This window comes from Dokdonia sp. Asnod1-B02 (genome assembly GCF_045063955.1).
Classification (GTDB): domain Bacteria; phylum Bacteroidota; class Bacteroidia; order Flavobacteriales; family Flavobacteriaceae; genus Dokdonia.
This window is the reverse complement of sequence record NZ_JBEFNW010000002.1, coordinates 1,530,432-1,556,318: the sequence shown is the minus strand read 5'-3', so window position 1 is coordinate 1,556,318 and position 25,887 is coordinate 1,530,432. Positions and strand designations below refer to the sequence as shown.

The following is a 25,887-nucleotide window of genomic DNA, read 5'->3' as shown; positions in this document are numbered from 1 at the left end:
ATCTGCACCATTAGATAATTACACACACATGCGCTTACTATTTACCCTAGTTTTCTCTTTTATCACCTTATCTGTTTTTTCTCAAGAAGCTACTCGTCAAGACAGCCTTAGAGGATCAATCACTCCACAAAGAGCCTGGTGGGACCTCGTTCACTATGATCTTTCTGTCACGGTAATGCCAGAATCAAAATCTTTAATAGGTACTAATATAATGACCTATCGTGTGCTAGAAGAAGGCGTAACCGAGTTACAAATAGATCTTCAAGCCCCTATGGAACTCACAGCAGTAATGCAAGATGGACACTCTCTTGATGTGCGTTCTGAAGGTGATGCTCACTTTATCCAACTAGAATCTGCTCAAAAAGCAGGAGAATTAAAAGCAATAAGTTTAAGTTTTGAAGGAAAGCCTCGCATCGCCGTAAACCCACCATGGGATGGCGGTATTACTTGGCAACAAGATAGCAGTGGTAAACACTTTATCGCTTCTTCAAATCAAGGCATAGGTTCCAGCGTATGGTGGCCTAATCGTGATCACCCAGCAGATGAAGTAGATAGCTTAGACATGCATGTTACCGTTCCCAAAAATCTAGTAGATGTATCTAATGGACGACTAGTGGGCATAGATAGTACAGCATCTTCAAAAACATATCACTGGACAGTGAGAAATCCTATAAATAATTACGGAGTTAACCTTAATATAGGAGATTATGTAAACTTCTCAGAAGTATATAAAGGAGAGAAAGGCCCACTGGATATGAGCTACTGGGTACTTCGTGAAGATGAGGAAAAAGCGAGAGCTCAGTTTACACAAGCCCCTATGATGATGGAGGCTTTTGAACATTGGTTTGGTCCTTATCCATTTTATGAGGATAGTTTTAAACTCGTACAAGCTCCGTACTTAGGCATGGAACATCAAAGCTCTGTAACTTATGGGAACAAGTTTAAAAATGGCTACCTAGGAAGCGATCTATCTGGCACAGGACAAGGACTTAAATTTGACTTTATAATCATACATGAATCTGGTCATGAATGGTTTGCAAATAACATTACAAACAAGGATGTTGCAGATATGTGGATTCACGAGAGCTTTACTAATTACTCAGAAAATCTTTATCTAGATTATCATTTTGGAAAAGATGCTGCTAGTGAATACGTAATTGGACTGCGCAAAAACATTAGAAATGATAGACCTATCATAGGTACTTACGATGTAAATCGTTCTGGAAGTGGCGACATGTACTATAAAGGTGCAAATATGCTACACACCATACGCACCATTGTAGATAATGATGAGCTGTGGCGAGAGACTTTACGTGGACTTAACAAGGAGTTTTACCATAAAACCACTACAAGTGCCATGGTAGAAGATTTTATGTCTAAAAGATTAAACCAGAACCTCGCTCCTATATTTGACCAATATTTAAGAACGGTAAAAATCCCAACCTTTGAATATAAAGTGAGTAAAAAGAAACTGAATTATCGCTACACAAATGTGATAAGTGATTTCTCTATGCCACTTTCTATAATGATAAATGGTAAATTACAATGGCTCAAGCCTACAGATCAGTGGCAAGAGCTTAAAATGTCTAAGAAAATAATTGATATGAGTATACCTGAGGATTTCTATATACAAAAAAGGAAACTGTAGTTAATCAAACCAATACACTGTTGCTTTATAATGAGCAACCATCTATCATATGCTATTAAAATGGAATTTACTCTTCTTATGTTTGTTTATTACTGCTCCTTCAGTGACATTAGATGAATTTTCAAAAGGAAAACAGCAACAGCACTTCCCAAAAGAACTTAAAAAGAAGCAGTTATATCTAGGTATGACTTTAAAAAAGTTTGAAAAAAAGGCTCCAAAAGCGACACGCTTAGATAAAGAGTCGGAGTTTAAAATAGAATATATGGAAGCTGTAAGTGATAGCTCTATTACATCGTATAGCTATTTATTTACAAAAAATCAAGAGCCGTTATTATATGCTATCACCATTGCATATAAAGATATGAGCACCGTACGATCCCTTGCCGAATCGCTAATGGGTAAACCTAATAACAACGAGGAATGGCGTATGGAACCTTCCATCATTAAAGAAGACTTTACAATGGGTGCTTGGACCTTTGGCCACAAACTCGTTTATGGAGCAACTATAATTAATAGCGAATGGGAAAAAGGATTTCAATCTAACTAATCGCTATTATTCTTTACTCAAAACGTATTGCCTTTACTGGACTTATTTTTGTTATGATGTAAGATGGTATAAGGAGTATAAGTACACACACCACAAACACGCCTACATTAAGAGAGAGAATATGCCAGAAGTCTATGAGCACAGGCGCCTCACTTACATAATAGGTAGATGGGTCTAACTTCACAAAACCAAATATTTTCTGAGCATATAATATCCCTAGACCTATAAGATTACCCCAGAAGAGCCCAAGGCCTATTAGGTACATGGCATTATAGATAAAAATCTTACGCACACTCCAGTCTGACGCTCCAAGTGCCTTGAGTACGCCTATCATTTTTGTACGTTCTAGTACTAGTACAAGCAAAGCCACAATCATATTAATACCTGCAATCAATATCATGATAACAATTATTAAAATGATATTGAAATCAAATAGTTTAATCCACTCAAAAATATTGTAATTACTCTGTATTACAGAGATAGACCTTAAAGTAGAACCAGAGTTTTCATACACCTTATTATTCAGTGCCTCAAGATTATCAAAATCATCTACAAAAACTTCAAAAGCTCCTACCTCGTCTTTTTCCCAGTTATTTATACGAGTAAGATGACGGCGATCACCCATGATATACACTTTATCAAATTCTTGATAGGCACTTTCATAAAGCCCTACAATCTCTAGTGCCCTCGGTCTAAAGCGCGTGTTATCTTTATTTACAAATTGTATGATTGCCTTATCGCCTACTTTAAAGCCTAAACGGTTAGCTAGATAGGTACTAAAGATAGTCTCATTATTAAGCGCTCCCGTAAGTGCTGGCTTTCTTCCCTCTACTATATATTCCTCGATACGATTCCAGTCATAATCATCACCTAGGCCTTTGTAAATTACTCCTTCAAAGGTTTCTGCAGTCCTTATAACGCCAGCTTTTACAGTAATTGCTTGTACATGCGTTACCTCTGGTACTGCATTAAAATCTGGATAAAAATCTTGATCTATAGAAATTGGATTTGTCGTCTCTTCACTGTTATTTCCGTCAAAATTTGACACCACAATATCTCCAGAAAAAGCAGACACTTTTTGTCTAATTTCTCGCTGGAGTCCTAGTCCTGTAGCAATAGATATAAGCATCATCACCATACCAATCGCAATTGCTACGATAGCAATTTTAATTATCGTACTGGAAGCACTACTTTTATACGATGTCGCGCTACTTAGGCGTTTGGCTATAAAATACTCTAAATTCAAATGCGTCTCATTTTCTTCAAAAATACCCTTTTTTTAATGCTCACACTGCTTATTTCTTGTGCAAATAGCGGTGGAGATAGTAACGCTTTCGCGAAAGCGGAATTTAAAAAAGAAACTGTACTACAAGAATCTCCTTCTCAAGAACCAATCGTTACCGCTGCCAATAGAACAGCGCTCTACTTACCATTACTTAAAGATAAAAAAGTAGGTGTGGTTACTAACAAAAGCGGACTCATATTTAAAAGTACTCCCCACACTGAAAGGGAAAGTACGCACCTAGTTGATTCACTTATCGCTAACGGAATTAATGTTACGCGTGTTTTCTCACCAGAACATGGGTTTCGCGGTGATGTAGACGCTGGAGAGCAAGTAAAAGATGGAAAAGATCCAAAAACTGGTCTCAATATTATCTCTCTTTACGGTAAAAACAAGAAACCTAGCCAGGAGCAACTAGAAGAACTCGATGTAATCCTCTTTGACATACAAGATGTGGGTGTTCGATTTTACACCTATATATCTACACTTACCTATGTGATGGAAGCCGCTGCCGAAAAAGGTATACCGGTGATTGTACTAGACAGACCAAATCCTAATGCTCATTATATAGACGGTCCTACGCTGGAAAAGGAGCACTCCAGCTTCTTAGGGATGCATGAAGTGCCCTTAGTATATGGTATGACAATAGGAGAATATGCGATGATGGTTAATGGTGAGGGCTGGCTTAAAGATAAAATGCAATGTAATCTTACGGTGATTCCATTAGAAAATTGGGATTACACGACTCCATATTCTTTACCTACGCGTCCTTCCCCTAATTTGCCTAATGATAAAAGTATTAACCTCTACCCTAGCCTAGGTTTCTTTGAAGGAACTACCATTAATGCCGGAAGAGGAACAGAAATGCAGTTTCAAATTTTTGGAGCTCCAGATTTTTCACCTAGCAACTTCACATATTCTTACACTCCTGAGCCCAACTTTGGCTCAAAAGATCCTAAACATAATGGGCAGCTGTGCTATGGTGTAGACTTGCGCGCTCAAGAGTACATGAGCCGTGTAAATCTTGAGTGGCTCATAGAGGCTTATACCGCAAGTACTGACAAAAATAAATTCTTTAAAACGGCTAGTTTCACCCTTCATGCTGGTAATAAAAAACTACAGCAGCAAATTCAAGATGGATATACCTTTAAAGAGATTAAACGTTACTGGATAAAGGATATAGAAAACTTTAAAAACATACGTAAGCAGTACCTTATGTATGAATAACGATTCTTTTAATAGTGCGCTTAAAGCGAAAATTGGACAGGTTTTCACTCAATTTAAAAGTCAGTCTATAACGGCAGAGCAACTAGCTATAGCTGAAGAAGGATTTGTATTCTCTGAAGTAAATCCTCAAGCCAACATACTAGTAATGGGGATTAATCCCTCTCTCAGAAATGACTTTGTAAGCAGTAATGGATATAGCTACAACTATGACCACTTAAATTCTGATCGCTACTTCAAAAAATTCTCCACGCTACTTAAAGATTTTGAACAGTTTGGAATTACCTATTGTGATTTATTTTATCAACGTCATACAGAGCAAAAACAAATAGAGTATTTTCTTAAAGATGAGAAAGGACGCGATTTCTTAAAAAGCCAATTAGCCATCACAAAGGAGGTTATTGAGCATATTTCACCAGAGCTCATCTTACTGTTTAATAGAAAAGGAGCGACATTTTTTTCTCAAGAGTGGATTGGTTACACATTAGAACAACGAGTGCCAAACGCATCTCATTTTGAGAAGATTGATGACTTATATAATATAACTGAGCTAGAAACCTCAATATATTGTTCATCTTTCCTAGGTTACAGAACCCGCAAAGAGACTTACACTCGCATCTACAACGATATCGAACTGTTAATCAAATCAATAGCATAATTTTTTAAGGATTAACATGAAAGTCAGTGATAATGGCTGCTCCCATCCTCTTAGCTGACAAAAAACACCGGCTCTCTAATATTTATTGAAAAATAGATAGTAAATATCTGTTTGCGTTATATTTTTATCTTAGTTTTAACACAAATTAACAGGTATTTAATACCTGTTAAAATTTCATTAACTAACAAATCAACTATGCACAAACTCACGTTAACTATTTTAGGTCTATTAATTGGTGTGACCTCATTTGCTCAAGTTACTGTAACAGGTACGGTGACAGATAAAAACAATGTTCCAATCTCTGGCGCAAACGTCATTGAAAAAGGAACTACCAATGGCGCTATAACCGATTTTGACGGTAATTATAATATCACGGTACAAAGCGACGGTACTTTAGAAATAAGCTACTTAGGTTTTGACACGAAGCGTGTAGCAGTAAATGGAAATTCATCTATAAATGTAACTCTTGAAGAAGGTGTAGGCCTTGGTGAGGTGGTACTTGTAGGATCAAGAACTGCTCCAAGAAGTCAGGTAGATACTGCTGTACCAGTAGATGTTGTATCTGCAAAAGAATTACAAACTACAGGACAAGTAACATTTGATAAAGCCTTACAGTATAAGATACCATCATTTAATACAGTACAAACTCCTGTAAATGATGCAACTTCTCTTCTAGATCCTTATGAAATAAGAAACATGGGGCCTTCTAGAACCTTAATCTTAATTAATGGTAAAAGAAAGAATTTAAGTGCACTTCTTTATACTCAAACTTCTCCAGGACGTGGAGAAACGGGTGCAGATATCTCTGCAATCCCTACAGATGCAATCAAGCGTGTAGAAATTTTACGTGATGGTGCATCTGCACAATACGGATCTGACGCAATTGCGGGTGTAATGAACGTTATCTTAAAAGATAATGATAATGAAGGCTCGGCGACGCTAAGAACAGGAATCACTTCTGAAGGTGATGGCGAAATGATAGGAATAAGTGTAAATAATGGTTCTACTATAGGAGATGATAAAGGTTTTATAAACTATACAGTAGACTTTTCTAAAGTAAATCTTGCAAATAGACCTGGTACTGTTGATGCTGCTGGAGAATTTGGAGACTTTTTTGATGGTGATGCTGCTATTCCAATCACTTTAGATGAAGTAGAAGAGTTTTTAGGTCGCAATCCAGATGCAAATAACATTAATGGATCTCCGGAGACAGCTTCTTCAAAATTTTTAATTAATGGAGGTTATGATGTAAGTGATAATACTGAATTGTACTTTAACACCGCTTATGTTTACAAGAAGGTAAATAGTTTTGCAAACTATAGAACTCCATATTGGAGAACTATAGAAGATTTTCCTTATTTAGCAGATTTTTTCCCTGGTGACAACCCGAATAATGCGGGTGGATATGATGGTTATGTGCCTACTTTTGAAGGGCTTCTCAATGATTATAATGGTACTATTGGTATCAGAACTTCAATAAATGATTGGAATGTTGATGCTAGTTATACGACTGGCGGAAACACACAAACCTACCGCGTAAGTGATTCTCATAACAGAAATGTAGTGTTTTCTCCATCTGTTTTTGTTGATGCAAATGGAAACGGTACTGTAGATGATGGTGAGATTACAGAAGGATCGCAATTATACAGAGAAAACAGCGCACGTCAGTTTGATCCGGGTGGAACAAAATTTACTCATAATGTAGGAAACATTGACATCTCTAGAGTACTTTCTGATAAAGTAAGCATTGGTTTTGGTGCTGAGTTTAGAAACGAAGTATTTGAGGTAATTGAAGGAAAACTTGATTCTTATGATGGTGGTGGTGCAGATTCATTTGCAGGTAATAGCCCTGAAAACTCTGGGAAGTTTAACCGTTACAACATTGGAGGATATTTCTCTTTAGATTATGACGTAACTGACGCCTTCTTATTGAGTGGTACAGTTAGAACAGAAAACTATTCTGATTTTGGAAATACATTTGTTTATAAATTTAGCTCACGCTATAAGCTTACAGACAATCTTACTGTAAGAGGTTCACTATCTACTGGATTTAGAGCTCCAACATTACACCAGATTTATACACAAAAAGCGCAATATAGTTTTATCCCAGGTCAAGGTATACAAGTGGGAGGTTTAGTAAATAACGTTTCTACACAAGCACAATTATTAGGAATCGATGAACTAGATGCAGAAACATCAAATAACTTCACCATAGGTTTTGGTGGTAAACTAGCAAACAATCTTACGTTTACAGTAGATTACTACAACATTGCTGTAAAAGATCGTATTGTTTTAGGATCTGAAATTACAGGAACTGCTTTTGATGATGATGGTAATAATATAGGTACTACTCCACTAGATGATATTCTAAGAGACAATAACCTGAGCGATGTAAGTTTCTTTTCTAACGCTATTGACACAAGAACTTCTGGACTTGACGTAGTGATTAGCAAAAGAAATATTGAGCTAGGTAACGGTAAGCTTGGACTTAATCTATCTGGTAATTATACAATTACAAATGAGCGTGATGGTGCTGTAAAAAATCCGCAACTTGTTGAGGATTCTGGACAGTCTGTAGTAAATGCTACACAAGAAGCTTTATTCTTTACCTCTAGACCTAGAACTAAGTGGATTTTAGGTGGTAATTATGATATCGGGAAGTTTGCTTTCTCTTTAAACAACACATATTTTGGTAAAACTACATTTAAACAACAAGGACTTGATGACAACCTACGCACAGAGTTTATCCCTAAGATTGTTACAGATCTTGGTATCAACTATAACGTAACTGAAAAGATCACACTTGCGCTTAATGTAAATAACTTACTTAACGTATTACCAGAATGGGAATTTAAAGCAGAAAATGCAGCAGGGTCAGCTATACTAGCAGATGCAGCAGCAACGCAAAACCAATCTAATTTAATAACTTTCAATCAGCGTTATTCTCAGATGACGTATGATGGTTATCACTTTAGCCAGTTAGGTACGATGTTTAACTTATCTCTTAACTACCAGTTCTAAAGATCTGATTTATAACAAAAGCCTCTCTATATTCATTTATAGAGAGGCTTTTTTATGAAGTAACGAGAAACTATGTAATCTTTGCGTTGGTATTTCGTTTAACTATATTTACAGTATATCACCATTAAACCCTCATTATTGATGAAAAACATAACGCTCCTATCACTCGCACTTCTTGTATTTTTAAGTTCTTGTGATGATGACCTTGATGACAATCTAATACCAGCAGAGAATATTGAAATATCTGACTTTGTATATCGAGGTTTAAATTATTGGTCACTATATAAAGAAGATGTACCAGAACTAGCAAATGACTTTTTTGAAAATGACGCCGCTAGATTTGATTATTTAAGTCAGTTCTCTTCTCCGGAAGCGACTTTTGACGCGCTTACATCTACACGAGATCGCTTTAGCATATTAAGAGATGATTATGTTGCTCTAGAAAACTCTCTTGCAGGTATACGTACTTCTTCTGGATTAAACCTGTCTTTGTTAATTATGCCTAACGATCCTACTACTGCTTTTGGAGTTGTACGTTATGTAGTAAATGACAGCCCAGCAGATCTTGCTGGAGCAGAGCGAGGAATGATATTTACACTTGTAGATGGACAACCACTCACAAGTGGTGATGGACAAGCGATAGATGGAAGTACAAATTTTAATAGCTTTTTTGCTCCAGATAGTTACACCATAGGATTAGCAACCTATGATGGAACAGACTTTACCACGACAGGAGAAGAAATTGTAATTACAAAAACTGAACTCACCATAAACCCTGTACATACGGTAAACGTACTGAGCGTGGGAGGTAATGAAATAGGATATTTACATTACACAGGATTTACTAATGAATTTGATAGCGAACTCAACGCTGCTTTTGCGGAATTTCGTAGTGCGGGAGTTACAGATCTTGTTCTTGATTTAAGATATAATGGAGGTGGATCTATAGAAACCGCAAATGATCTTTCTACAATGATTACTGGACAGTTTAACGGTGAAGAATTCATAACCCAAGAGTATAATGCGGATAGAAATCAAGCAAATGAATTCGTAAGAAGATTTAATAACAATCTTGGCTCTGGTGATGATGGACCAGCTATAAACAGCTTAGGCCTAACGAGAGTTTTTGTATTAACAACAGGGAGATCTGCAAGTGCGAGCGAACTTATACTAAGCGGTCTTGATCCTTACATTGAGGTAATTCAAATAGGAACTAACACTGTAGGTAAATTTGAAGGTTCATTTTTATTATATGATGCTCCTGCACCTAACTTCCGTCGTTCGGAGGCAAACCCTAATCACCGTTATGTAATGCTTCCATTAGTATTGAAATCTGTAAACGCTAATGGGCTAACAGACTACTTTGATGGTTTCACACCAGACTTACTAATTGCAGAAGATTTTGAAAATTTTGGACAACTAGGAGAACAAGGGGAGCCTTTACTAGATGCTGCTATAGACGTTATACTTAATGGTAGAAGTAGCACGAACTATAATACTAGTATACAACGATCTATTTATGACTCAGAGCAAGAAGATCCATTATACCAGCGCATGATGGTAGATCGCATCGATTTATAAATAATAATTTAAGAGTAATAAAAAAGGGGTAACATATAGTTACCCCTTTTTTATTATAGTTCATTAGAGCAATGAATACTAATCATTAAAATAGATGTTTTCTGGTATAACACCTGCTGTAAGCGTATTAACCAAAGTTCCAGTTGTAAGGTCATAAACTTCCACAGAACCATTACTTGCAAAATCTCCTGCATTTGTACCTATTAATACATTCCCTCTTACAATCATATTAAATAGTGATAATCCAGTTAATTCTGGAGTAGTAGGTATTTCAAAGTCTGTGGTAGAAGACACAAAAACTTCTCCATTTAAATAGTAATAAAGATATTGGTCTTCTATATTAATAGAGTTAGGATGATCTGTAACTCCAAAATCAAATGAAGAAGATACTGTGTTGGTAGTTGTATTGATTACAGATAAACTCCCTGCAGTCTCAGTACCTGTAAATGATGGTGCACCACCAGCAAGCACCCATAAATTCCCTGAGCTATCTAACTCTAATCCATTAGGCGCATCACCTACTGGTATTGTTGTTATAACAGTATCAGTAGCAGGATCAATTACCGTAACAATGTCATTTACGCCAAAACCACCTTGGTTTGTTACATAAAGATAAGTTCCGTTATATAGTATTTCTTCAGGTCCTTCTTCTACTGCGATAGTATTTGTAATTGTATTAGTGGCTAGATCTATAACTGCGATATAATCATCTGTAGCATCTGCTCCATCTCCCCAGTTAGTCAAATACCCTTTCCCATTAGCACTTGCAAAAAATCTTGGATTAGATAAACCTGTTTCAATACGAGCAATTTCTTCAAAGGTAAATCTGTCTACTATCGTAAGTCTATTCCCAACATTTGCAACTACATAGGCATTATCCTCTGTAAAACCTATAGATTGTACGATGTTACCTAGGTTATCGTCATTTACAGTCTGATAAATATTATTTTCTGAAGTAGTTAATCCTTCATCTAAAAATGTAACTGTACCAAAACCATTATTAAAAGGACCCTGATTAGTCACTAAAAATCCATTCTCATAGGCCTCATCTTCTACTTCTACTTCTATAATCGGCTCTGTGAAGTCATCATCACTTTCACAAGAAAAAGCAAATAGCGATAGTACGGATAATAAATAAATTGTTTTTTTCATAATTGTGTTTAAAAGGTATACGTTGTTTGTATTAAAAAGTTGCGCCCAGGATTAGGTCTAAAAGCGACCGTCTGGTAATTTGTATTCAAGACATTATTGATTTGTGTAGACAATATCATTTTATGATTTCCATTCTTAAAAAGCTCTGCAGTTATGCCAGCATTTGCAACAAAAGAATCTTCTACTGTTGATGTATTATCTGTTGTAGTAAATACACTTCCATTATAAGTACCTTGAATGTATGAGCCAAGCCAACTATAATTATGACTCAAACCTATAGTTCCTTTGTTTTTAGGCACATAAATAAGTTGCTTATTAGTTTCTGCATTCTCTGCAATTGTATGGGCATATGCTGCGCTTGCTGCAAGACGATGCTGTCCTATTTTCTTATCTAATTTAAAAGAAAACTCGGCTCCATAATGCTCCGTATCTTCAATGTTTACAGGACTCCATATTCCTGCACTGTTAGGTTGCCATTTAATAAGATCGTCTGTATCTACATAAAAACCTCTTAAACCTAAAGTGACGTTGTTCTGACTTCTAGAAACCCCTAGCTCGGCTTGCTTACTCGTTTCTGGACGGATATCAGGATTACCCATAGCTCCTGGACCGGCCCAGTAGGTATCATTAAATGTAGGTATACGGTAATTGCGGGAAGCGTTGAATGAAAGCATGTACTCTTTCGCGAAAGCGTAATCCAAACCAACCCCTAGCAAGAATGGACTACGATAATCTTCAACAACTTCCTGCCTTACCTGTATTTCATAACTCAATGCCGATAGCAATTGATGTTTCCATAATGCTACGGTAGAGGCACTCCTTCTTGATGCATTCTCGATGGAGGCTCCCGCTGCCGATATCGTGCTTATTTCTCCCAAAAACGTAAATCTCTTGGATGAATCTATTTTTAAAGTACCCTCATAGTTTGCTAGGTAACGAGCGGCTTTGCCTAAATCATTAAGGCCTGACTCATTATTTGCAAAATATCTGAATTGCTCGTAAATATGAGCTAGTCTCAAGGTTCCATCATATCGCTTGCTTAGATTTTCCCAAGCTACTAAGGTTCTCGTGTTGCGATCCTCATAAGCATCATTAGATGGTGCGGTAAGCGTACCAGAAAAATTACGATCGCCTACATATGTGTTATGGTGTAATTTTAAAATTTGAGTATTATCTCCATCACTTGATAATAGGTAGCCAGCATTGAGATTGAGATCTAGATTCTCATATTGACCGTTAGCATTGAACAAATTATCTGTATCCAGATAGTCAAAATCATTTTCAGACTGCTGGAAATCGGCTCCTACGTCCACATAAAATTTGTCTGTAGAAAATCTTGTTTTTGCATGTGCTACCTGTGTATCAAAACTTCCATAACCCGCAGAAATAATAGTCTCAGCACGTTTGTAGAACTGGATTTCATTATTAAGGTGGACGCTCCCTCCTATTGCTCCTGAGCCATAAATGATGCTACCACCGCCTGCACGCACATCAAGATTATCATAATTATTAGTGGAAATGGTATTAAAATCAGTTTGACCTGTGAGCTGACTGTTTATGTTGATACCATTCCACACCACGGCTGTTTGAGAAGCATTTGTCCCTCTAAAAGACGCCGAAGAAACTCCTCCAGGACCATTTTCCCTAAAATATATACTTGTATTATTCTTCAAAACATCTGTAAGAGATGTTCTAGATTGCTGTATAATGCTATCAGATATTTTTTGAATTGCAATCCCCACGCTGTGCTCTCGCAACTTTACGTCGCTCAAAATCACCTCAGGTAAAACTTGAAGTGTATCTATCTGTCCAACAGACGCGTGTGCATAAAGCATCACTGCAATAAAAAGGAAAATATGTCTCATTATCTACCGCCTCTTTACCCGAGAGTCGCTTGATTTTAATTAAGAATTGTGGCAGGTCTCCTGGCTTGCTTTTGTTACACCTTCCCATCACAACACCTTGTGACAGTGGCTTTGTAGTAGTAACAAACCCATAAAGGGCTTAGCTTACAGTTGCGGGAACAGCTTCCGTTTTTAACGGAATTCCCTATTAATCCTCCGTGCTCGTGTGGCACATTAGAACCAAAATTCGGCACAAATATACATAACTAAGTTTCAGTCTATCTATAAATATTTAAAAACTAATCACAAGCTCAAGTTGGTCATTTGTTATCTTAAATGAGCGCTTGTCTCATTGATTATTTTAATGCTACTTTTGACAGATGAAGAATACTACCCTATTTCTAGTTACTTTATTATCACTTTTCATTTCATGTAAAGAGAAGTCAAAAGAGGCTAAAAACAGCGATGGCCAAGGCACCATATTGTCTATAGATTATGCAAACGGATTTTCTATAAAACAATACTCAAATCATACAATTATAACAGTTACAGAAGCATTTCCTGGAGCGCAAAAGGTGTTCAAATATGCGCTAATTCCAAAAGAATCTTTTGGAGAAAACACAGATATAGAGCAGTCTAACACACTAGAAGAAAAGCTTAAATCACAAGGCGTAGATGCCATTCTCAAAACACCGTTAAACACTGTTGTCGTTACTTCAACCACACATATTCCGTCATTAGAAATGCTGGAGGTAGCAGAGACTTTAAAAGGTTTTCCTAATCTTGATTATATCTCTAGTCCGCTTTCGCGAAAGCGTATTGCAAACAAAGAAATTATTGACCTTGGTCAAAACGAATCACTCAATACAGAACTCACTATCGAGCTGCGTCCCGAGGCAATTATAAGCTTTGGTGTAGAGGGAGAAAACAAGTCACTCAACAGTGTAGAACGAGCTGGAATTCCTGTACTATATAATGGAGATTGGGTGGAAAAAGACCCGCTAGGAAAAGCAGAATGGATTAAGTTCTTTGGCGCACTATATGGCAAAGAGCGCGAGGCAGATAGCATTTTTAATCACATAAAAACGAACTACAACCTACTAAAAGAGCAAATAGCCACTATAGAAAATAAGCCAACAGTTTTAAGTGGCGGCATGTTTAAAGATATCTGGTATCTACCTAAAGGTGACAGCTGGCAAGCAAAAGTACTTGAGGATGCTGGCGGTAATTACTTGTGGTCTGAGACCGAAGGAGCTGGAAGCATCGCACTAAGTATAGAATCTGTACTAGAGAAAGGACAGCAAGCCGACTTCTGGATAGCACCAGGACAGTACACTAGTTATGCTAAGCTTGCGAGTGATAATCCCGCTTATGCTCAGTTTGACGCATTTAAAAACAAGAAGGTATACACATTTGCAAAATATAAAGGAGAAACTGGCGGATTGTTATATTACGAGCTAGCGCCTAACAGACCTGATTTAGTATTGCGAGATCTTGCCAAAATCTTACATCCAGAAATGATTACAGAGGCTTTTACCTTTTTTGACACACTAGATGAATAACAATAGCTACATCCCTACGTTTCTCATTCTTACGCTGGTGTTGCTGGTATGTGTACTAGCAAATCTAAGTCTAGGATCTGTTGCTATACCTATAAAGGATGTTATTGCGAGTCTTACAGGTTCTGAGGTTTCAAAATCTTCTTGGCAATATATTATTGTAGATTATAGGTTGCCCAAGGCCATCACCGCGATTATTGCGGGATCTGGACTTGCGGTATCTGGATTGCTCATGCAAACACTTTTCCGTAATCCGCTGGCTGGTCCTTTTGTATTAGGTATTAGTAGTGGAGCAAGTTTAGGGGTTGCATTATATATTCTGGGAGGTACCGTTCTCGGGCTTTCTACAGCACTTCTTTCTGGTAAATGGGGTCTTATTATCGCCGCCAGCGCAGGTAGTTTTCTAGTATTACTCATGGTTATAGGAGTCGCTACACGAGTAAAAGACACCATGGCATTGCTCATTATAGGTCTTATGGTAGGCAGCCTTACTAGCGCCGTAGTGAGCGTTCTAGCATACTTCAGTAAAGCCGAGGAGTTACAGCGTTTTGTTTTTTGGTCTTTCGGGAGTCTTGGTGATTTATCATGGAATGGCGTTGGGATTTTGACACTTTGTTTTGCCGCAGGATTAGTTTTATCCATCGCAAGTCTAAAATCACTCGATAGCTTTTTACTTGGCGATGCTTATGCAAGAACCTTAGGCACTAGATTCTCACGTTCAAGATTGGTTATTATCATCGCAACTAGCCTGCTAGCAGGGAGTATTACTGCCTTTGCTGGTCCTATTGCTTTTATAGGGCTTGCAGTTCCGCATCTTATTCGTCAGGTGATAAAAACCACAAGACACATTATATTATTACCAGCGGTAATCATGGGAGGTGCCATTTTAATGCTTATTTGTGACACGATTGCGCAAGTACCTTTTAGCGAATTCACGCTTCCCATCAACGCAATTTCTGCGATGGTAGGAGCTCCTGTTGTAATTTGGTTACTAGTGCGTAAAAAGAAATTACTTTTCTAGATGAATAATCCGAGCTCACATAGCATTTTACAAACTACAGATCTTTCTATAGGCTATCTGGCATCACCAGTAAATACTGTCATTGCTAGCGACATAAACCTAGATATAAACAAAGGAGAACTCGTAGGTATTGTGGGGATTAACGGCGCAGGAAAGTCCACATTGCTCCGCACATTATCTGGATTACAACCTACTGTGAGTGGTGAGGTTACGCTTTCGCGAAAGCAAATAAAAACCATTTCTCCATCCCTACTCGCACAACAATTGAGTGTAGTGCTTACTAACCAACCTATCTCAAAAAATCTATCTGTTGCCGAACTTGTAGCCTTAGGAAGACAACCCTACACAAACTGGCTGGGAACCATTTCTGATACCGATAGAGAAGTAATTATCGAGGCTCTTAAAAATACGGAGACCTTCACACTCAAAGAAAAAAAATGCTACGAGCTTAGTGATGGGCAGCTGCAGCGAGTTTTAATAGCACGTGCGCTCGCTCAGAACACAGACTTAATTTTGCTTGATGAGCCTATGACGCATTTAGACCTACATCACAAGGCTTCCCTATTAAAACTACTTATGACTATTGCCCATACGCATGGTAAAACAATATTATTCTCCACACATGATATCCCTTATGCGTTAAACGCCTGTGACAAGATTATAGTCATGAAAAGTGGTACCACGCACTTTGACACACCATCTAGCTTGATAAGCAATGGAGTTTTTGACACATTGTTTCCTGCTGATAATGTGAGGTTTGACAGAGAAAAGCGTATCTTTTTTCTCAAATAATCTCAATGAAAACTTTTTATACAAGTATAATCCTCTTAATAATCATTACGAGCTGCTCTGGATATAGAGCAACCACAAAGCACACTACTAAGATTAATGATATACTTGTCGCGCAGGAAATGACATCAAGTGAAGTCTATAAGATTATAGACACTACTAAACTCTACAAGCTTGTCGGTCATTATCATAAGTATGATGAAGATAACGTAAACGCAGTGACTACTTATAATTATAAAAAATACTTGAAGTTTTATAAAGACGGCAGGCTAGCGGTTTTTGATGAATTTGACTTGAATAGTCTAGATACGCTACGAGCTCAAAAAACAGACCAGGGCTACTATGACTATAATTACAACACCCTATCTACTAGAAACTATATTACAAATAAAAATGGTTCACAGCTCTATAATCCGCAATATCAAGAGCTTGTGGGAGATACTTTATCTCTTTATTCTCAAAGTACAAAGAACGTGAGCCACTATCTTTCTGTCGATATCCCATCACATGTTTTTGTTGAAAAAGCAAACTGGTAAATCGAGTGTATGTTTACCACTTCTCCTATCTTTATAGCATATTTCCAAATATTAGGAATTACTATCAAAAATAAAGAGATCGATGACTGATAAAATCCAATGCCCTAATTGTGCTCACAACTTTGACGTAGAAGAGGCGTTATCAGGAAAACTACAGGCGCAGTTTAAAGCGCAATACGAACGTAAAGTAGCAGAACAAGCCGAAAAATTTAATGCAGAACGTGCAAAGCTTGAAAAGGAAGTAGCACTCTTTGAAGAAAAAAAAGAGCGTGAGAATGAGCTTTTTAAGGCAAAACTAGAGCAGCGCTTAGTTAAAGAGCAGGAGAAAATCGAAAAGTCAACTCAAGAGGCTTATGAGCAGCAATTGAAATCTCTACAGTCTGAAAATGATAAACGCAAAGAAGAAAACCGCGCATTAAAATCGGCTGAAATAGATTTACTCAAGCGTGAAAATCATTTAAAAGAACAAGCAGAAGAGTTGCAACTCACCATGCAAAAACAGCTGCTTGAAAGTCAAAAAGATATAGAAGATAAAGCCCGAGCAAAAGAACGTGAAGCCATGTTCCTTAAAGAAAAGGAATTTGAAAAGAAGCTTAACGATCAAAAGAAGCTTATAGACGAGATGAAGCGCAAGGCAGAGCAAGGAAGCATGCAAATGCAAGGAGAAGTGCAGGAACTTGCGCTAGAAGAACTACTTGCTCACTCCTACCCTTTTGACAATATTACGGAAGTTGGTAAGGGAATACGTGGTGCAGATTGTATTCAAAATGTTGTTAATAGACTCCAGCAACAATGTGGCTCTATCGTTTATGAAAGTAAGCGCACTAAGAATTTCTCAAACGACTGGATAGAAAAACTCAAGCAAGATCAAATACAATGTAAAGCAGACATTGCCGTGATTGTAACAGAAACATTCCCTAGCGATATGGATCGTTTTGGAGAGAAAGATGGTGTCTGGATTTGCGGATTTCATGAGGTGAAAAGTGTCTCATTTGTACTGAGAGAGATGCTCATTAAAACACAGTCAGTAAAATCATCTGACGAGAATAAAGGAGATAAAATGGAGCTTCTTTATGGATACCTTACTAGTAATGAGTTTGTGCAAAACATAAAACGCATAGTAGAGAACTACGATGGCATGATCAATCAGCTCAACTCAGAGAAAAAAGCGATGCACAGAATATGGGCATCACGTGAGAAGCAAATCTGGGTGGTACAAGAAAATATTTCGGCGTTATTTGGTTCTATAAAAGGGATTGCTGGTAATGCACTAGAGACATCTTCAGTACTAGATTTACCAGATACTCAGATAGATTAACCTTTGTAAATAGACATTCTCAATATATCTTATCACCTCTATAATTATATGGACAATACACTTCTTCTTATTATCATTGGTTGCCTGGGCATTCTCGTAGGAGGACTATTAGGGTTTTACGTTGCAAATCTTAAGAAGAAAGGACAGTTTATAAGTTTACAAGAACGCCTTCACAATGAGCAAGAGAAGGTAGTTGAGGGTAAGACCGCTTTCGCGAAAGCGCAACAAGAAACCACATCGCTTAGACAAGAAAACAGCAATCAGCTTCAAGCATTACGCGCTGAAAGTGAGAAGCAAATAGCTTACATAAGAGAGGAAAAAGATCAATTTCAAAATGAGCTTACTGCACGTGATGTTGCCTATGAGAATCTCAAACTCCGCATGGATGAGAAGACCAATGAGCTAGAGCAATTACAAGAAAAATTTACCAAGGATTTTGAAATTATAGCTAGTAAAATACTCGATGAAAAGTCGAATAAATTCACACTACAGAATCAAAAAAATATTGACAGTATACTAAAACCTCTTCAGGAAAAAATTGAAAAATTTGAACTCAAAGTAGAGTCTACTAACAAGGAAGCAATACACAGAAGTTCTGCCTTACATGAGCAAATTAAAGGCCTCACGGCTCTTAATGAACAAATGACTAAGGAGGCAAACAATCTTACCAAAGCACTCAAAGGAGATAGTAAGATGCAAGGTAACTGGGGCGAACTTGTACTAGAAAGGGTACTAGAAAAATCTGGTCTTGAAAAAGATAGAGAATATTTTATACAGCAGAGCTTTACTACAGAAGAAGGTAACAGAGTACTACCAGATGTCGTGATTCACCTTCCAGATAACAAAAAAATGATTGTAGATAGTAAAGTCTCGCTTCGCGCTTATGAGCGATTTGTAAATGAGGAAGAATTACATCTACGTGACACTCATTTAAAAGATCATGTAGCTGCTATAAAACGTCACATACAACAGCTCAGTGATAAAAATTACCACGATCTTTACCAGATTGAAAGTCCAGATTTTGTATTACTTTTCATCCCTATTGAACCAGCATTTGCGGTGGCGATAAACTATGACAATCAATTATATAATCAGGCTTTTGAAAAGAACATTGTGATTGTTACTCCATCTACGCTGCTAGCAACATTGCGCACCATCGATTCTATGTGGAATAATGAGAAGCAACAACAGAATGCGTTAGAGATTGCAAAGCAAGCCGGAGGGTTATATGATAAATTTCATGGGCTAGTGACCGATTTAACTGCTGTAGGCAAAAAAATGGACGATGCTAAGACAGGATATTCGGCAGCAATGAATAAACTTGTAGAAGGAAACGGAAACCTAATTACACGAGTTGAAAAATTGAAAAAAATGGGAGCAAAAGCAAAGAAACAACTTCCAGAAAACATCGTTAATCGTGCTATTGCAAGTGACGACGATATAACTTTAATAGAATAAATCAGTTATGAAAAAAATATTATTTGTAGTGTTAACCACCATATTTCTTATGGCTGCGGGATGGTTTGCATTTATATACTACGTGCCTTATAGTAAAGGAACTCGCGCTGGAGAACTTATAAAATTCTCGAATAAAGGAGTAGTTTTTAAAACTTGGGAAGGTGAGATAAGTCAAGGTATAAGTGGCGCACAGATATTTAGTTTCTCGGTATTAGATCAAGAGAAAGAAGCTATTGAAGCGCTTAATGAATATCAAGGGCAATATGTGAAGCTAGAATATATAGAACGATTTGGGACATTTTCTTTTTGGGGAGATTCAAAATACTTTGTGACAAAAGTAATTCCAGAACAATCACCACATTTTAATAGACAATAAAAAAAGCCGCAAATTGCGGCTTTTTTTATGAGTATGATTTTAGTGCTAGTTTTTAACTAGTCTCTTGGTAGTCGTACGCTTACCATCTGTAAAAGAAACTATATAAATACCCGCTTGTAATCTCGTTATATCAATGTAATCATCATTTCCAATGATGCTTTTACTCAGCATGGAATCTCCTAAGATATTATAGATTTCTACCTTAAGTTTACTATCAGAATCATTAGAAATTTGAACTTTATCAATCGCAGGATTAGGATAAATTGACACCGCTTCTGCTAGAGAAGTTTGGCTTACGTTATCAACCTTTTTATAGTTATTTTGAGCAACAACCGCACTTACCGATAGGAAAAAGAAGCTCAATAAAAGTAATTTTTTAATCATCAATGGGGGAAAAATTAATTGTCTGTGCTTACAATATAAGATTGATTTTTTTAAAATCTTGTCATTGAAAGAATAAACCTACAATTATATTACAATAGCACGTCAAAATGCAAAATTTTTAACAATATTAAGCAAAGAAAGTAAACATTATACTCTCATGTACAGCTTGTTAGTTTTATTTGAGCCAACTGTTAAGCACAAAAAAGCCTACTTAATCAAGTAGGCTTTTTCAAAATTATTCCGAGATAATATTTAATTACTCAAGTACATTTTTCTACGAGCATATAGGTCATAAAATGCATCATCTCTTAAGTTGTCAATAAAGAGTATACTTTCTCCAGTACTCTTCATTTCTGGCCCTAAGTTTTTATTCACATTAGGAAATTTATTGAAAGAGAATACTGGCTGCTTGATCGCATATCCTTCTAGTTGCGGTTTAAAAGTAAAGTCTTTTACCTTCTTAGCACCTAGCATCACCTTAGTTGCATAATTTACATAAGGTTCTTTGTAAGCCTTAGCAATAAATGGAACCGTACGAGATGCACGAGGATTTGCCTCTATAATAAACACCTTATCATCTTTAACGGCAAACTGGATGTTTATAAGACCTACCGTATCAAGAGCTAGTGCAATTTTTCTAGTGTGATCTTTTATTTGCTCCATTACAAGATCTCCCAGATTAAAAGGAGGTAAGGTAGCGTTAGAGTCACCAGAGTGAATACCACACGGTTCTATGTGCTCCATAATACCGATGATGTAAACATCTTCGCCATCACAAATAGCATCTGCCTCTGCCTCTATAGCTCCATCTAGGTAGTGATCTAATAGTAATTTATTGTTAGGGATTTTACGAAGTAAATCTACTACGTGTTCCTCTAGTTCATTGTCATTTATTACAATCTTCATTCCTTGCCCTCCTAAAACATATGATGGTCTTACAAGAATAGGGTAATCAAGTTTTGCAGCTACAGCTAGAGCCTCATCTGCTGTTTCGGCGACGTCAAATTCTGGGTAAGGTATATTAAGATCTTTTAAAAGTGTAGAAAAACTTCCTCTATCCTCGGCAAGATCAAGTGCTTTATAGCTGGTTCCTAAAATTTTGATACCATAACGATCTAGCTTTTCAGCCAACTTAAGAGCTGTCTGTCCTCCTAGTTGAACAATTACCCCTTCTGGTTTTTCATGACGGATAATATCATAAATATGCTCCCAGAATACTGGCTCAAAGTAAAGTTTATCTGCAGTATCAAAATCTGTAGACACCGTTTCTGGATTACAGTTAATCATGATTGTTTCATAACCACACTCTGCAGCTGCCATTACACCGTGTACACAGCAGTAGTCAAATTCTATTCCTTGACCTATACGGTTAGGACCAGAACCTAATACGATAACCTTTTTCTTATCTGAAACAATACTCTCATTGTGAGTTGTTAATGTTCCATCTGCCAGCTCTACATCATTTTCAAAAGTAGAATAGAAATAAGGAGTTTTTGCAACAAACTCTGCTGCACACGTATCCACGAGCTTAAATGTTCGGTTTACACGTAGTTCATCACGTTTAAATGTTACCTCGCTTTCTAAGCATCCTAACATGTGAGCAATCTGACGATCTGCAAAACCTTGTTGCTTAGCTTCCATAAGTAAATTTCGCGGAAGCGTATCTAATTTATATGTAGAAATTTCTTTCTCCATTGCATACATTTCCTCGTATTGCTTAAGGAACCACATGTCAATTTTAGTAATCTCATGAATACGGTTTAATGGAATACCCATCTGGATTGCATCATAGATTACAAATACACGATCCCAACTCGCATACGTAAGCTTCTCTATAATCTGGTCATAGCTTTTATAGCCTTTACCATCTGCTCCTAACCCATTACGCTTAATCTCAAGTGATTGTGTCGCTTTGTGTAATGCTTCTTGAAAAGAACGACCTATACCCATCACTTCTCCTACAGATTTCATCTGTAAGCCAAGTGTGCGATCACTTCCTTCAAACTTATCAAAATTCCAACGTGGTATTTTTACAATAACATAATCTAAGGTAGGCTCAAAAAGCGCTGATGTAGACTTTGTAATTTGATTATCCAGCTCATCAAGGTGGTAACCTATTGCTAGCTTAGTTGCAATTTTTGCAATAGGATATCCAGTTGCTTTAGATGCTAGTGCAGATGATCTTGATACACGTGGGTTAATTTCAATCGCAATAATCTCCTCTTCATTATCCGGATTTATTGCAAATTGTACATTACATCCTCCTGCAAAATCACCTATACTACGCATCATATGGATAGCCATATCACGCATTTTTTGATAAGTCACGTCAGAAAGTGTCATTGCTGGAGCTACTGTTATAGAATCTCCAGTGTGGATTCCCATAGGATCCATATTCTCTATCGCACAGATTATTACTACGTTATCATTTGCATCACGTAATAATTCTAGCTCATATTCCTTCCAGCCTAAAAGAGCCTTATCTATCATCACCTCATGTACTGGCGATGCTTCTAGACCATGTGAAAGTAATTTATCAAAATCTTTTTCTTCAAATACAAATGAAGCTCCTGCTCCACCTAGTGTAAATGAAGAACGTATCACTAATGGAAAACCAAACTCTTGCGCAATCTCCTTTCCTTTTAAGAACGAGTTTGCACTTGCTTGTGGTGCCATCGGTATACCTATGTCGCGCATCAAGTTTTTAAACTGATCACGATCTTCTGTAATATTAATCGCAGCAATATCAACACCTATAAGTTCTACACCAAAGTCTTTCCAAATCCCTTTTTCGTCTGCCTCAATACAAAGGTTGAGTGCAGTCTGTCCACCCATTGTAGGAAGTACAGCATCTATCTGAGGATGTTCCTTTAAGATTTGAATAATTGACTTCGTATTTAATGGTAATAAATACACATGATCCGCCATTGTCGGATCAGTCATAATAGTCGCCGGGTTAGAATTGATAAGAATAGTCTCAATACCATCTTCTCGTAAAGAACGTAAAGATTGGGATCCAGCATAATCAAATTCACACGCTTGACCAATGACTATAGGCCCTGAGCCTATAAGTAGAATCGATTTTAAGTTTTGATTTTTAGGCATTTACTTAATTTTTTTCTAATGTTTTCTAAAATTAGGAACTTACAGGGTATAAAAAAAGGTGTTGCTTAAAAAAAGCAACACCTTATATATACATCTTAAAGATGCATTATTTTTTGTGACGAGTTTCAGAAGATACACTGATTTTCTTTCTTCCTTTAGCACGACGACGTGCTAAAACTTTACGACCGTTTACTGAAGCCATACGCTCTCTAAAACCGTGTTTGTTTCTTCTTTTTCTTTTTGATGGCTGAAACGTTCTCTTGCTCATTTTGTATCTTCTTTAAGGTCTTTATAAGACCGCCTTTAATTTCTTTTTATTACAGCTCTCTAAGCTGGGCGCAAATATACGAGAAGTTTTTACTTCTGCAAATGGAAAAATGAAAATATTTTATCTCCTTTTGTATACCTTTGCAATCGCCTCACAGAGTCAGGCAAAAATAACAAATCATTCGACCTAAATACAATATATGTTCAATAAAAATATCAAACTTGTTCTTGCCCTAGCCACACTGGCCGCTGCTGTATGGCAGTTTATTGAAAATGAAATAGGAAACGGCATCATGCTCTTACTATTAATGGGAATATTTATATTCTTATACTTTAAGAACGAAATTATACTCCTAGCCTTCTTACGCCTACGTAAACAAGACTTCCCTGGAGCACAAAAATGGCTCGAAAAGATTAAAAACCCAACCACTGCACTCGTAAAAAAGCAAGAAGGATATTACAATTACCTACAAGGATTAATGGTATCACAAACTAATATGAGCCTTGCCGAAAAATATTTTAGAAAAGCTATAGAGCTAGGTTTATCTATGGACGCAGATCTTGCAATGGCAAAACTGAGCCTTGCAGGTATAGCAATGAGCAAAAATCGCAAGCGAGAAGCACAAGTTCTTATGAAGGAAGCAGAGTCTCACGATAAGCACAACATGCTAGGTGAACAACTCAAAATGATGAAAGAAAATATGAAACGTGCGGGTAACCAACCTAAACAACAGTATGGACAGCGCACATCTGCCCGTGCTGGAAGAAGACAAGGGAGATAACATCGTCCTTATTATTCTTTTAGAAAAACGTGTATTTGATTTCGCTTTCGCGAAAATTTGAGATTTCCCAGTGTCATCTATTATTATATGAAATCAGATTTCCTCACCTACCAAGCGCAAACCACTCCGCATCCACTAGCGATGGAAGTAGCACGTGCAGAAGGAAGCTATATATATGACACTGCAAACAAAAAATATCTAGATTTTGTCGCTGGAGTTTCTGCTTGTAGCTTAGGACATCAACATCCTAGAGTAAAAAAAGCAATTACAGATCAGCTCGATAAATATTTACACGTAATGGTTTATGGAGAATACGCACAATCTCCAGCCGTACAACTCACAAAACTTCTCGCACAACATCTTCCTGAGCCACTAGAGAGCACGTATCTCGTAAATAGCGGCACAGAAGCGATAGATGGAGCTATAAAACTCGCAAGACGAGCAACAGGAAGAACAGAAATAATTGCTGCCGTAGATGCATATCACGGTAATAGCTATGGAGCGTTAAGCTTGATGAGTAATGAAGAGCGCACTGCGCCCTTCCGCCCTATGATAGGTGATGTCGCTTTTATTAAGTTTAATTGTGAGCGTTATCTTGAGCGTATAACAGAAAAAACTGCAGGTGTTGTCCTCGAGACAATTCAAGGTGGAGCTGGTTTTATAGAGCCTACTCATAATTTTCTAGCAAAAGTGAAAGCACGATGTCAGGAAGTTGGCGCCCTACTGATTTTGGACGAAATTCAGCCAGGAATGGGTCGCACTGGCAAACTCTTCGGTTTTGAGCATTATAATGCAGTTCCAGACATTCTTGTTACTGGAAAAGGATTAGGTGGAGGTATGCCTATAGGCGCTTTTACCGCTTCACAAGAGATCATGTCTTTGCTTTCAGATAATCCAAAACTTGGTCATATCACCACTTTTGGCGGTCATCCAGTAATTGCGGCTGCTGCACTTGCTACACTGCAAGAAATTACAGAGAGCAACCTAATGCAAGAAGCATTAGAAAAAGAAGAATTAATTAGATCACTACTAGTTCACCCGCTTATCACAGAAATACGTGGCCGCGGACTCATGCTTGCTGCCATAACACCTTCGGCAGAGATTGCTTCTGAAGTTATCCTTAAATGCCAAGATCGCGGATTGATTTTATTCTGGCTACTTTTTGAAAGTACTGCCATAAGAATCACACCTCCACTCACCATTTCTACAGATGAAATCAAGGAAGGTTGTGAGATACTTTTAGGTGCTTTGAACGAGGTTCACTAGGCACTTTACCTGTAAATAGCATAAGTTTCATTTTTTCTAACATTTCATTGGGAGTGTCACGCTTTCGCG

Annotated in this window: 21 protein-coding genes and 1 riboswitch; of the genes, 15 read left to right on the top strand and 6 right to left on the bottom strand. The window is 37.3% G+C overall.

Annotated features, from left to right (window positions below; translation table 11 throughout):
* Positions 1–28: 28 nt before the first annotated feature.
* Together ACJJVU_RS07135 and ACJJVU_RS07130 are read left to right on the top strand one after the other, a co-directional pair.
* On the top strand, positions 29–1,648 hold the full coding sequence (locus ACJJVU_RS07135) for a M1 family metallopeptidase (protein WP_405223721.1): 1,620 nt from the start codon (positions 29–31) through the stop codon (positions 1,646–1,648).
* A gap of 49 nt (positions 1,649–1,697) precedes the next feature.
* Positions 1,698–2,195: a hypothetical protein gene (locus ACJJVU_RS07130; protein WP_405223719.1), complete on the top strand. Its 498-nt coding sequence runs from the start codon at positions 1,698–1,700 to the stop codon at positions 2,193–2,195.
* Between the two features lie 13 nt (positions 2,196–2,208).
* On the opposite strand, the gene ACJJVU_RS07125 is transcribed toward ACJJVU_RS07130, so the two are convergent.
* On the bottom strand, positions 2,209–3,441 hold the full coding sequence (locus tag ACJJVU_RS07125; protein ID WP_405223717.1) for an ABC transporter permease: 1,233 nt from the start codon (positions 3,439–3,441) through the stop codon (positions 2,209–2,211).
* Positions 3,442–3,477: 36 nt separating this feature from the next.
* Between ACJJVU_RS07125 and ACJJVU_RS07120 the strand changes: the two genes are divergently transcribed.
* The 4 genes from ACJJVU_RS07120 (at position 3,478) to ACJJVU_RS07105 (ending at position 9,961) form a co-directional block, all read left to right on the top strand.
* Complete coding sequence (locus ACJJVU_RS07120; protein WP_405223715.1) at positions 3,478–4,704, top strand: exo-beta-N-acetylmuramidase NamZ domain-containing protein; 1,227 nt, start codon at positions 3,478–3,480, stop codon at positions 4,702–4,704.
* A complete protein-coding gene (locus ACJJVU_RS07115; RefSeq protein WP_405223713.1) occupies positions 4,697–5,359 on the top strand; it encodes a hypothetical protein in 663 nt (220 codons plus the stop codon). Before ACJJVU_RS07120 ends, ACJJVU_RS07115 begins: the two co-directional genes overlap by 8 nt.
* Before the next feature lie 195 nt (positions 5,360–5,554).
* Complete coding sequence (locus ACJJVU_RS07110; RefSeq protein WP_405223711.1) at positions 5,555–8,380, top strand: TonB-dependent receptor; 2,826 nt, start codon at positions 5,555–5,557, stop codon at positions 8,378–8,380.
* A gap of 141 nt (positions 8,381–8,521) precedes the next feature.
* Positions 8,522–9,961, top strand: a complete 1,440-nt coding sequence (locus ACJJVU_RS07105; protein ID WP_405223709.1) for a S41 family peptidase — start codon at positions 8,522–8,524, stop codon at positions 9,959–9,961.
* A 78-nt stretch (positions 9,962–10,039) separates the two neighbouring features.
* Here the strand turns inward: ACJJVU_RS07105 and ACJJVU_RS07100 are convergent, their stop codons facing one another.
* A complete protein-coding gene (locus tag ACJJVU_RS07100; protein WP_405223707.1) occupies positions 10,040–11,113 on the bottom strand; it encodes a YncE family protein in 1,074 nt (357 codons plus the stop codon).
* An 8-nt stretch (positions 11,114–11,121) separates the two neighbouring features.
* Positions 11,122–12,978 (bottom strand): TonB-dependent receptor, encoded by a 1,857-nt coding sequence (locus ACJJVU_RS07095; RefSeq protein ID WP_405223705.1) that lies wholly within the window; start codon positions 12,976–12,978, stop codon positions 11,122–11,124.
* Positions 12,979–13,010: 32 nt separating this feature from the next.
* A riboswitch (cobalamin riboswitch) is annotated at positions 13,011–13,217 on the bottom strand.
* 120 nt (positions 13,218–13,337) lie between these two features.
* Here ACJJVU_RS07095 and ACJJVU_RS07090 point away from each other — a divergent pair.
* The 7 genes from ACJJVU_RS07090 to ACJJVU_RS07060 all read left to right on the top strand — a co-directional run bounded on the left by ACJJVU_RS07090 (position 13,338) and on the right by ACJJVU_RS07060 (position 20,014).
* Positions 13,338–14,519 (top strand): ABC transporter substrate-binding protein, encoded by a 1,182-nt coding sequence (locus ACJJVU_RS07090; protein WP_405223703.1) that lies wholly within the window; start codon positions 13,338–13,340, stop codon positions 14,517–14,519.
* The gene (locus tag ACJJVU_RS07085) at positions 14,512–15,537 is read left to right on the top strand and encodes an iron chelate uptake ABC transporter family permease subunit (RefSeq protein WP_405223701.1); all 1,026 of its coding nucleotides are present in this window, start codon (positions 14,512–14,514) and stop codon (positions 15,535–15,537) included. Before ACJJVU_RS07090 ends, ACJJVU_RS07085 begins: the two co-directional genes overlap by 8 nt.
* Entirely contained in the window at positions 15,538–16,329 is a 792-nt protein-coding gene (locus ACJJVU_RS07080; protein ID WP_405223699.1) for an ABC transporter ATP-binding protein, read from the top strand.
* Between the two features lie 5 nt (positions 16,330–16,334).
* Complete coding sequence (locus tag ACJJVU_RS07075; protein ID WP_405223697.1) at positions 16,335–16,862, top strand: hypothetical protein; 528 nt, start codon at positions 16,335–16,337, stop codon at positions 16,860–16,862.
* Positions 16,863–16,944: 82 nt separating this feature from the next.
* Positions 16,945–18,180, top strand: coding sequence for a DUF2130 domain-containing protein (locus ACJJVU_RS07070; protein ID WP_339848610.1), 1,236 nt, complete (start codon positions 16,945–16,947; stop codon positions 18,178–18,180).
* Positions 18,181–18,228: 48 nt separating this feature from the next.
* Positions 18,229–19,638 (top strand): DNA recombination protein RmuC, encoded by a 1,410-nt coding sequence (rmuC, locus tag ACJJVU_RS07065; protein ID WP_405223695.1) that lies wholly within the window; start codon positions 18,229–18,231, stop codon positions 19,636–19,638.
* A 7-nt stretch (positions 19,639–19,645) separates the two neighbouring features.
* The gene (locus ACJJVU_RS07060; protein WP_013751691.1) at positions 19,646–20,014 is read left to right on the top strand and encodes a hypothetical protein; all 369 of its coding nucleotides are present in this window, start codon (positions 19,646–19,648) and stop codon (positions 20,012–20,014) included.
* Between the two features lie 45 nt (positions 20,015–20,059).
* On the opposite strand, the gene ACJJVU_RS07055 is transcribed toward ACJJVU_RS07060, so the two are convergent.
* The 3 genes from ACJJVU_RS07055 to rpmH form a co-directional block, all read right to left on the bottom strand.
* Entirely contained in the window at positions 20,060–20,377 is a 318-nt protein-coding gene (locus tag ACJJVU_RS07055) for a T9SS type A sorting domain-containing protein (protein WP_405223692.1), read from the bottom strand.
* A gap of 273 nt (positions 20,378–20,650) precedes the next feature.
* The gene (carB, locus tag ACJJVU_RS07050) at positions 20,651–23,503 is read right to left on the bottom strand and encodes a carbamoyl-phosphate synthase large subunit (protein ID WP_405223690.1); all 2,853 of its coding nucleotides are present in this window, start codon (positions 23,501–23,503) and stop codon (positions 20,651–20,653) included.
* 106 nt (positions 23,504–23,609) lie between these two features.
* Positions 23,610–23,771, bottom strand: a complete 162-nt coding sequence (gene rpmH, locus ACJJVU_RS07045; RefSeq protein WP_013751688.1) for a 50S ribosomal protein L34 — start codon at positions 23,769–23,771, stop codon at positions 23,610–23,612.
* Between the two features lie 199 nt (positions 23,772–23,970).
* On the opposite strand from rpmH, the gene ACJJVU_RS07040 reads away from it, so the two are divergent.
* Both ACJJVU_RS07040 and ACJJVU_RS07035 read left to right on the top strand, forming a co-directional pair.
* Positions 23,971–24,552, top strand: a complete 582-nt coding sequence (locus ACJJVU_RS07040; RefSeq protein ID WP_298327102.1) for a DUF2892 domain-containing protein — start codon at positions 23,971–23,973, stop codon at positions 24,550–24,552.
* Between the two features lie 87 nt (positions 24,553–24,639).
* Entirely contained in the window at positions 24,640–25,818 is a 1,179-nt protein-coding gene (locus ACJJVU_RS07035; RefSeq protein ID WP_405223687.1) for an aspartate aminotransferase family protein, read from the top strand.
* The last annotated feature ends 69 nt before the right edge of the window (positions 25,819–25,887 follow it).

What these genes read in the sequence shown, in the direction of transcription:
- carB (WP_405223690.1), bottom strand. Translation starts at nt 23,503, where the DNA reads ATGCCTAAAAATCAAAACTTAAAATCGATTCTACTTATAGGCTCAGGG.
- ACJJVU_RS07130 (WP_405223719.1), top strand. Translation starts at nt 1,698, where the DNA reads ATGCTATTAAAATGGAATTTACTCTTCTTATGTTTGTTTATTACTGCT.
- rmuC (WP_405223695.1), top strand. Translation starts at nt 18,229, where the DNA reads ATGGACAATACACTTCTTCTTATTATCATTGGTTGCCTGGGCATTCTC.
- ACJJVU_RS07070 (WP_339848610.1), top strand. Translation starts at nt 16,945, where the DNA reads ATGACTGATAAAATCCAATGCCCTAATTGTGCTCACAACTTTGACGTA.
- ACJJVU_RS07085 (WP_405223701.1), top strand. Translation starts at nt 14,512, where the DNA reads ATGAATAACAATAGCTACATCCCTACGTTTCTCATTCTTACGCTGGTG.
- ACJJVU_RS07040 (WP_298327102.1), top strand. Translation starts at nt 23,971, where the DNA reads ATGTTCAATAAAAATATCAAACTTGTTCTTGCCCTAGCCACACTGGCC.
- ACJJVU_RS07120 (WP_405223715.1), top strand. Translation starts at nt 3,478, where the DNA reads ATGCTCACACTGCTTATTTCTTGTGCAAATAGCGGTGGAGATAGTAAC.
- ACJJVU_RS07035 (WP_405223687.1), top strand. Translation starts at nt 24,640, where the DNA reads ATGAAATCAGATTTCCTCACCTACCAAGCGCAAACCACTCCGCATCCA.
- rpmH (WP_013751688.1), bottom strand. Translation starts at nt 23,771, where the DNA reads ATGAGCAAGAGAACGTTTCAGCCATCAAAAAGAAAAAGAAGAAACAAA.
- ACJJVU_RS07075 (WP_405223697.1), top strand. Translation starts at nt 16,335, where the DNA reads ATGAAAACTTTTTATACAAGTATAATCCTCTTAATAATCATTACGAGC.
- ACJJVU_RS07080 (WP_405223699.1), top strand. Translation starts at nt 15,538, where the DNA reads ATGAATAATCCGAGCTCACATAGCATTTTACAAACTACAGATCTTTCT.
- ACJJVU_RS07115 (WP_405223713.1), top strand. Translation starts at nt 4,697, where the DNA reads ATGAATAACGATTCTTTTAATAGTGCGCTTAAAGCGAAAATTGGACAG.
- ACJJVU_RS07110 (WP_405223711.1), top strand. Translation starts at nt 5,555, where the DNA reads ATGCACAAACTCACGTTAACTATTTTAGGTCTATTAATTGGTGTGACC.
- ACJJVU_RS07105 (WP_405223709.1), top strand. Translation starts at nt 8,522, where the DNA reads ATGAAAAACATAACGCTCCTATCACTCGCACTTCTTGTATTTTTAAGT.
- ACJJVU_RS07100 (WP_405223707.1), bottom strand. Translation starts at nt 11,113, where the DNA reads ATGAAAAAAACAATTTATTTATTATCCGTACTATCGCTATTTGCTTTT.
- ACJJVU_RS07135 (WP_405223721.1), top strand. Translation starts at nt 29, where the DNA reads ATGCGCTTACTATTTACCCTAGTTTTCTCTTTTATCACCTTATCTGTT.
- ACJJVU_RS07060 (WP_013751691.1), top strand. Translation starts at nt 19,646, where the DNA reads ATGAAAAAAATATTATTTGTAGTGTTAACCACCATATTTCTTATGGCT.
- ACJJVU_RS07090 (WP_405223703.1), top strand. Translation starts at nt 13,338, where the DNA reads ATGAAGAATACTACCCTATTTCTAGTTACTTTATTATCACTTTTCATT.
- ACJJVU_RS07095 (WP_405223705.1), bottom strand. Translation starts at nt 12,978, where the DNA reads ATGAGACATATTTTCCTTTTTATTGCAGTGATGCTTTATGCACACGCG.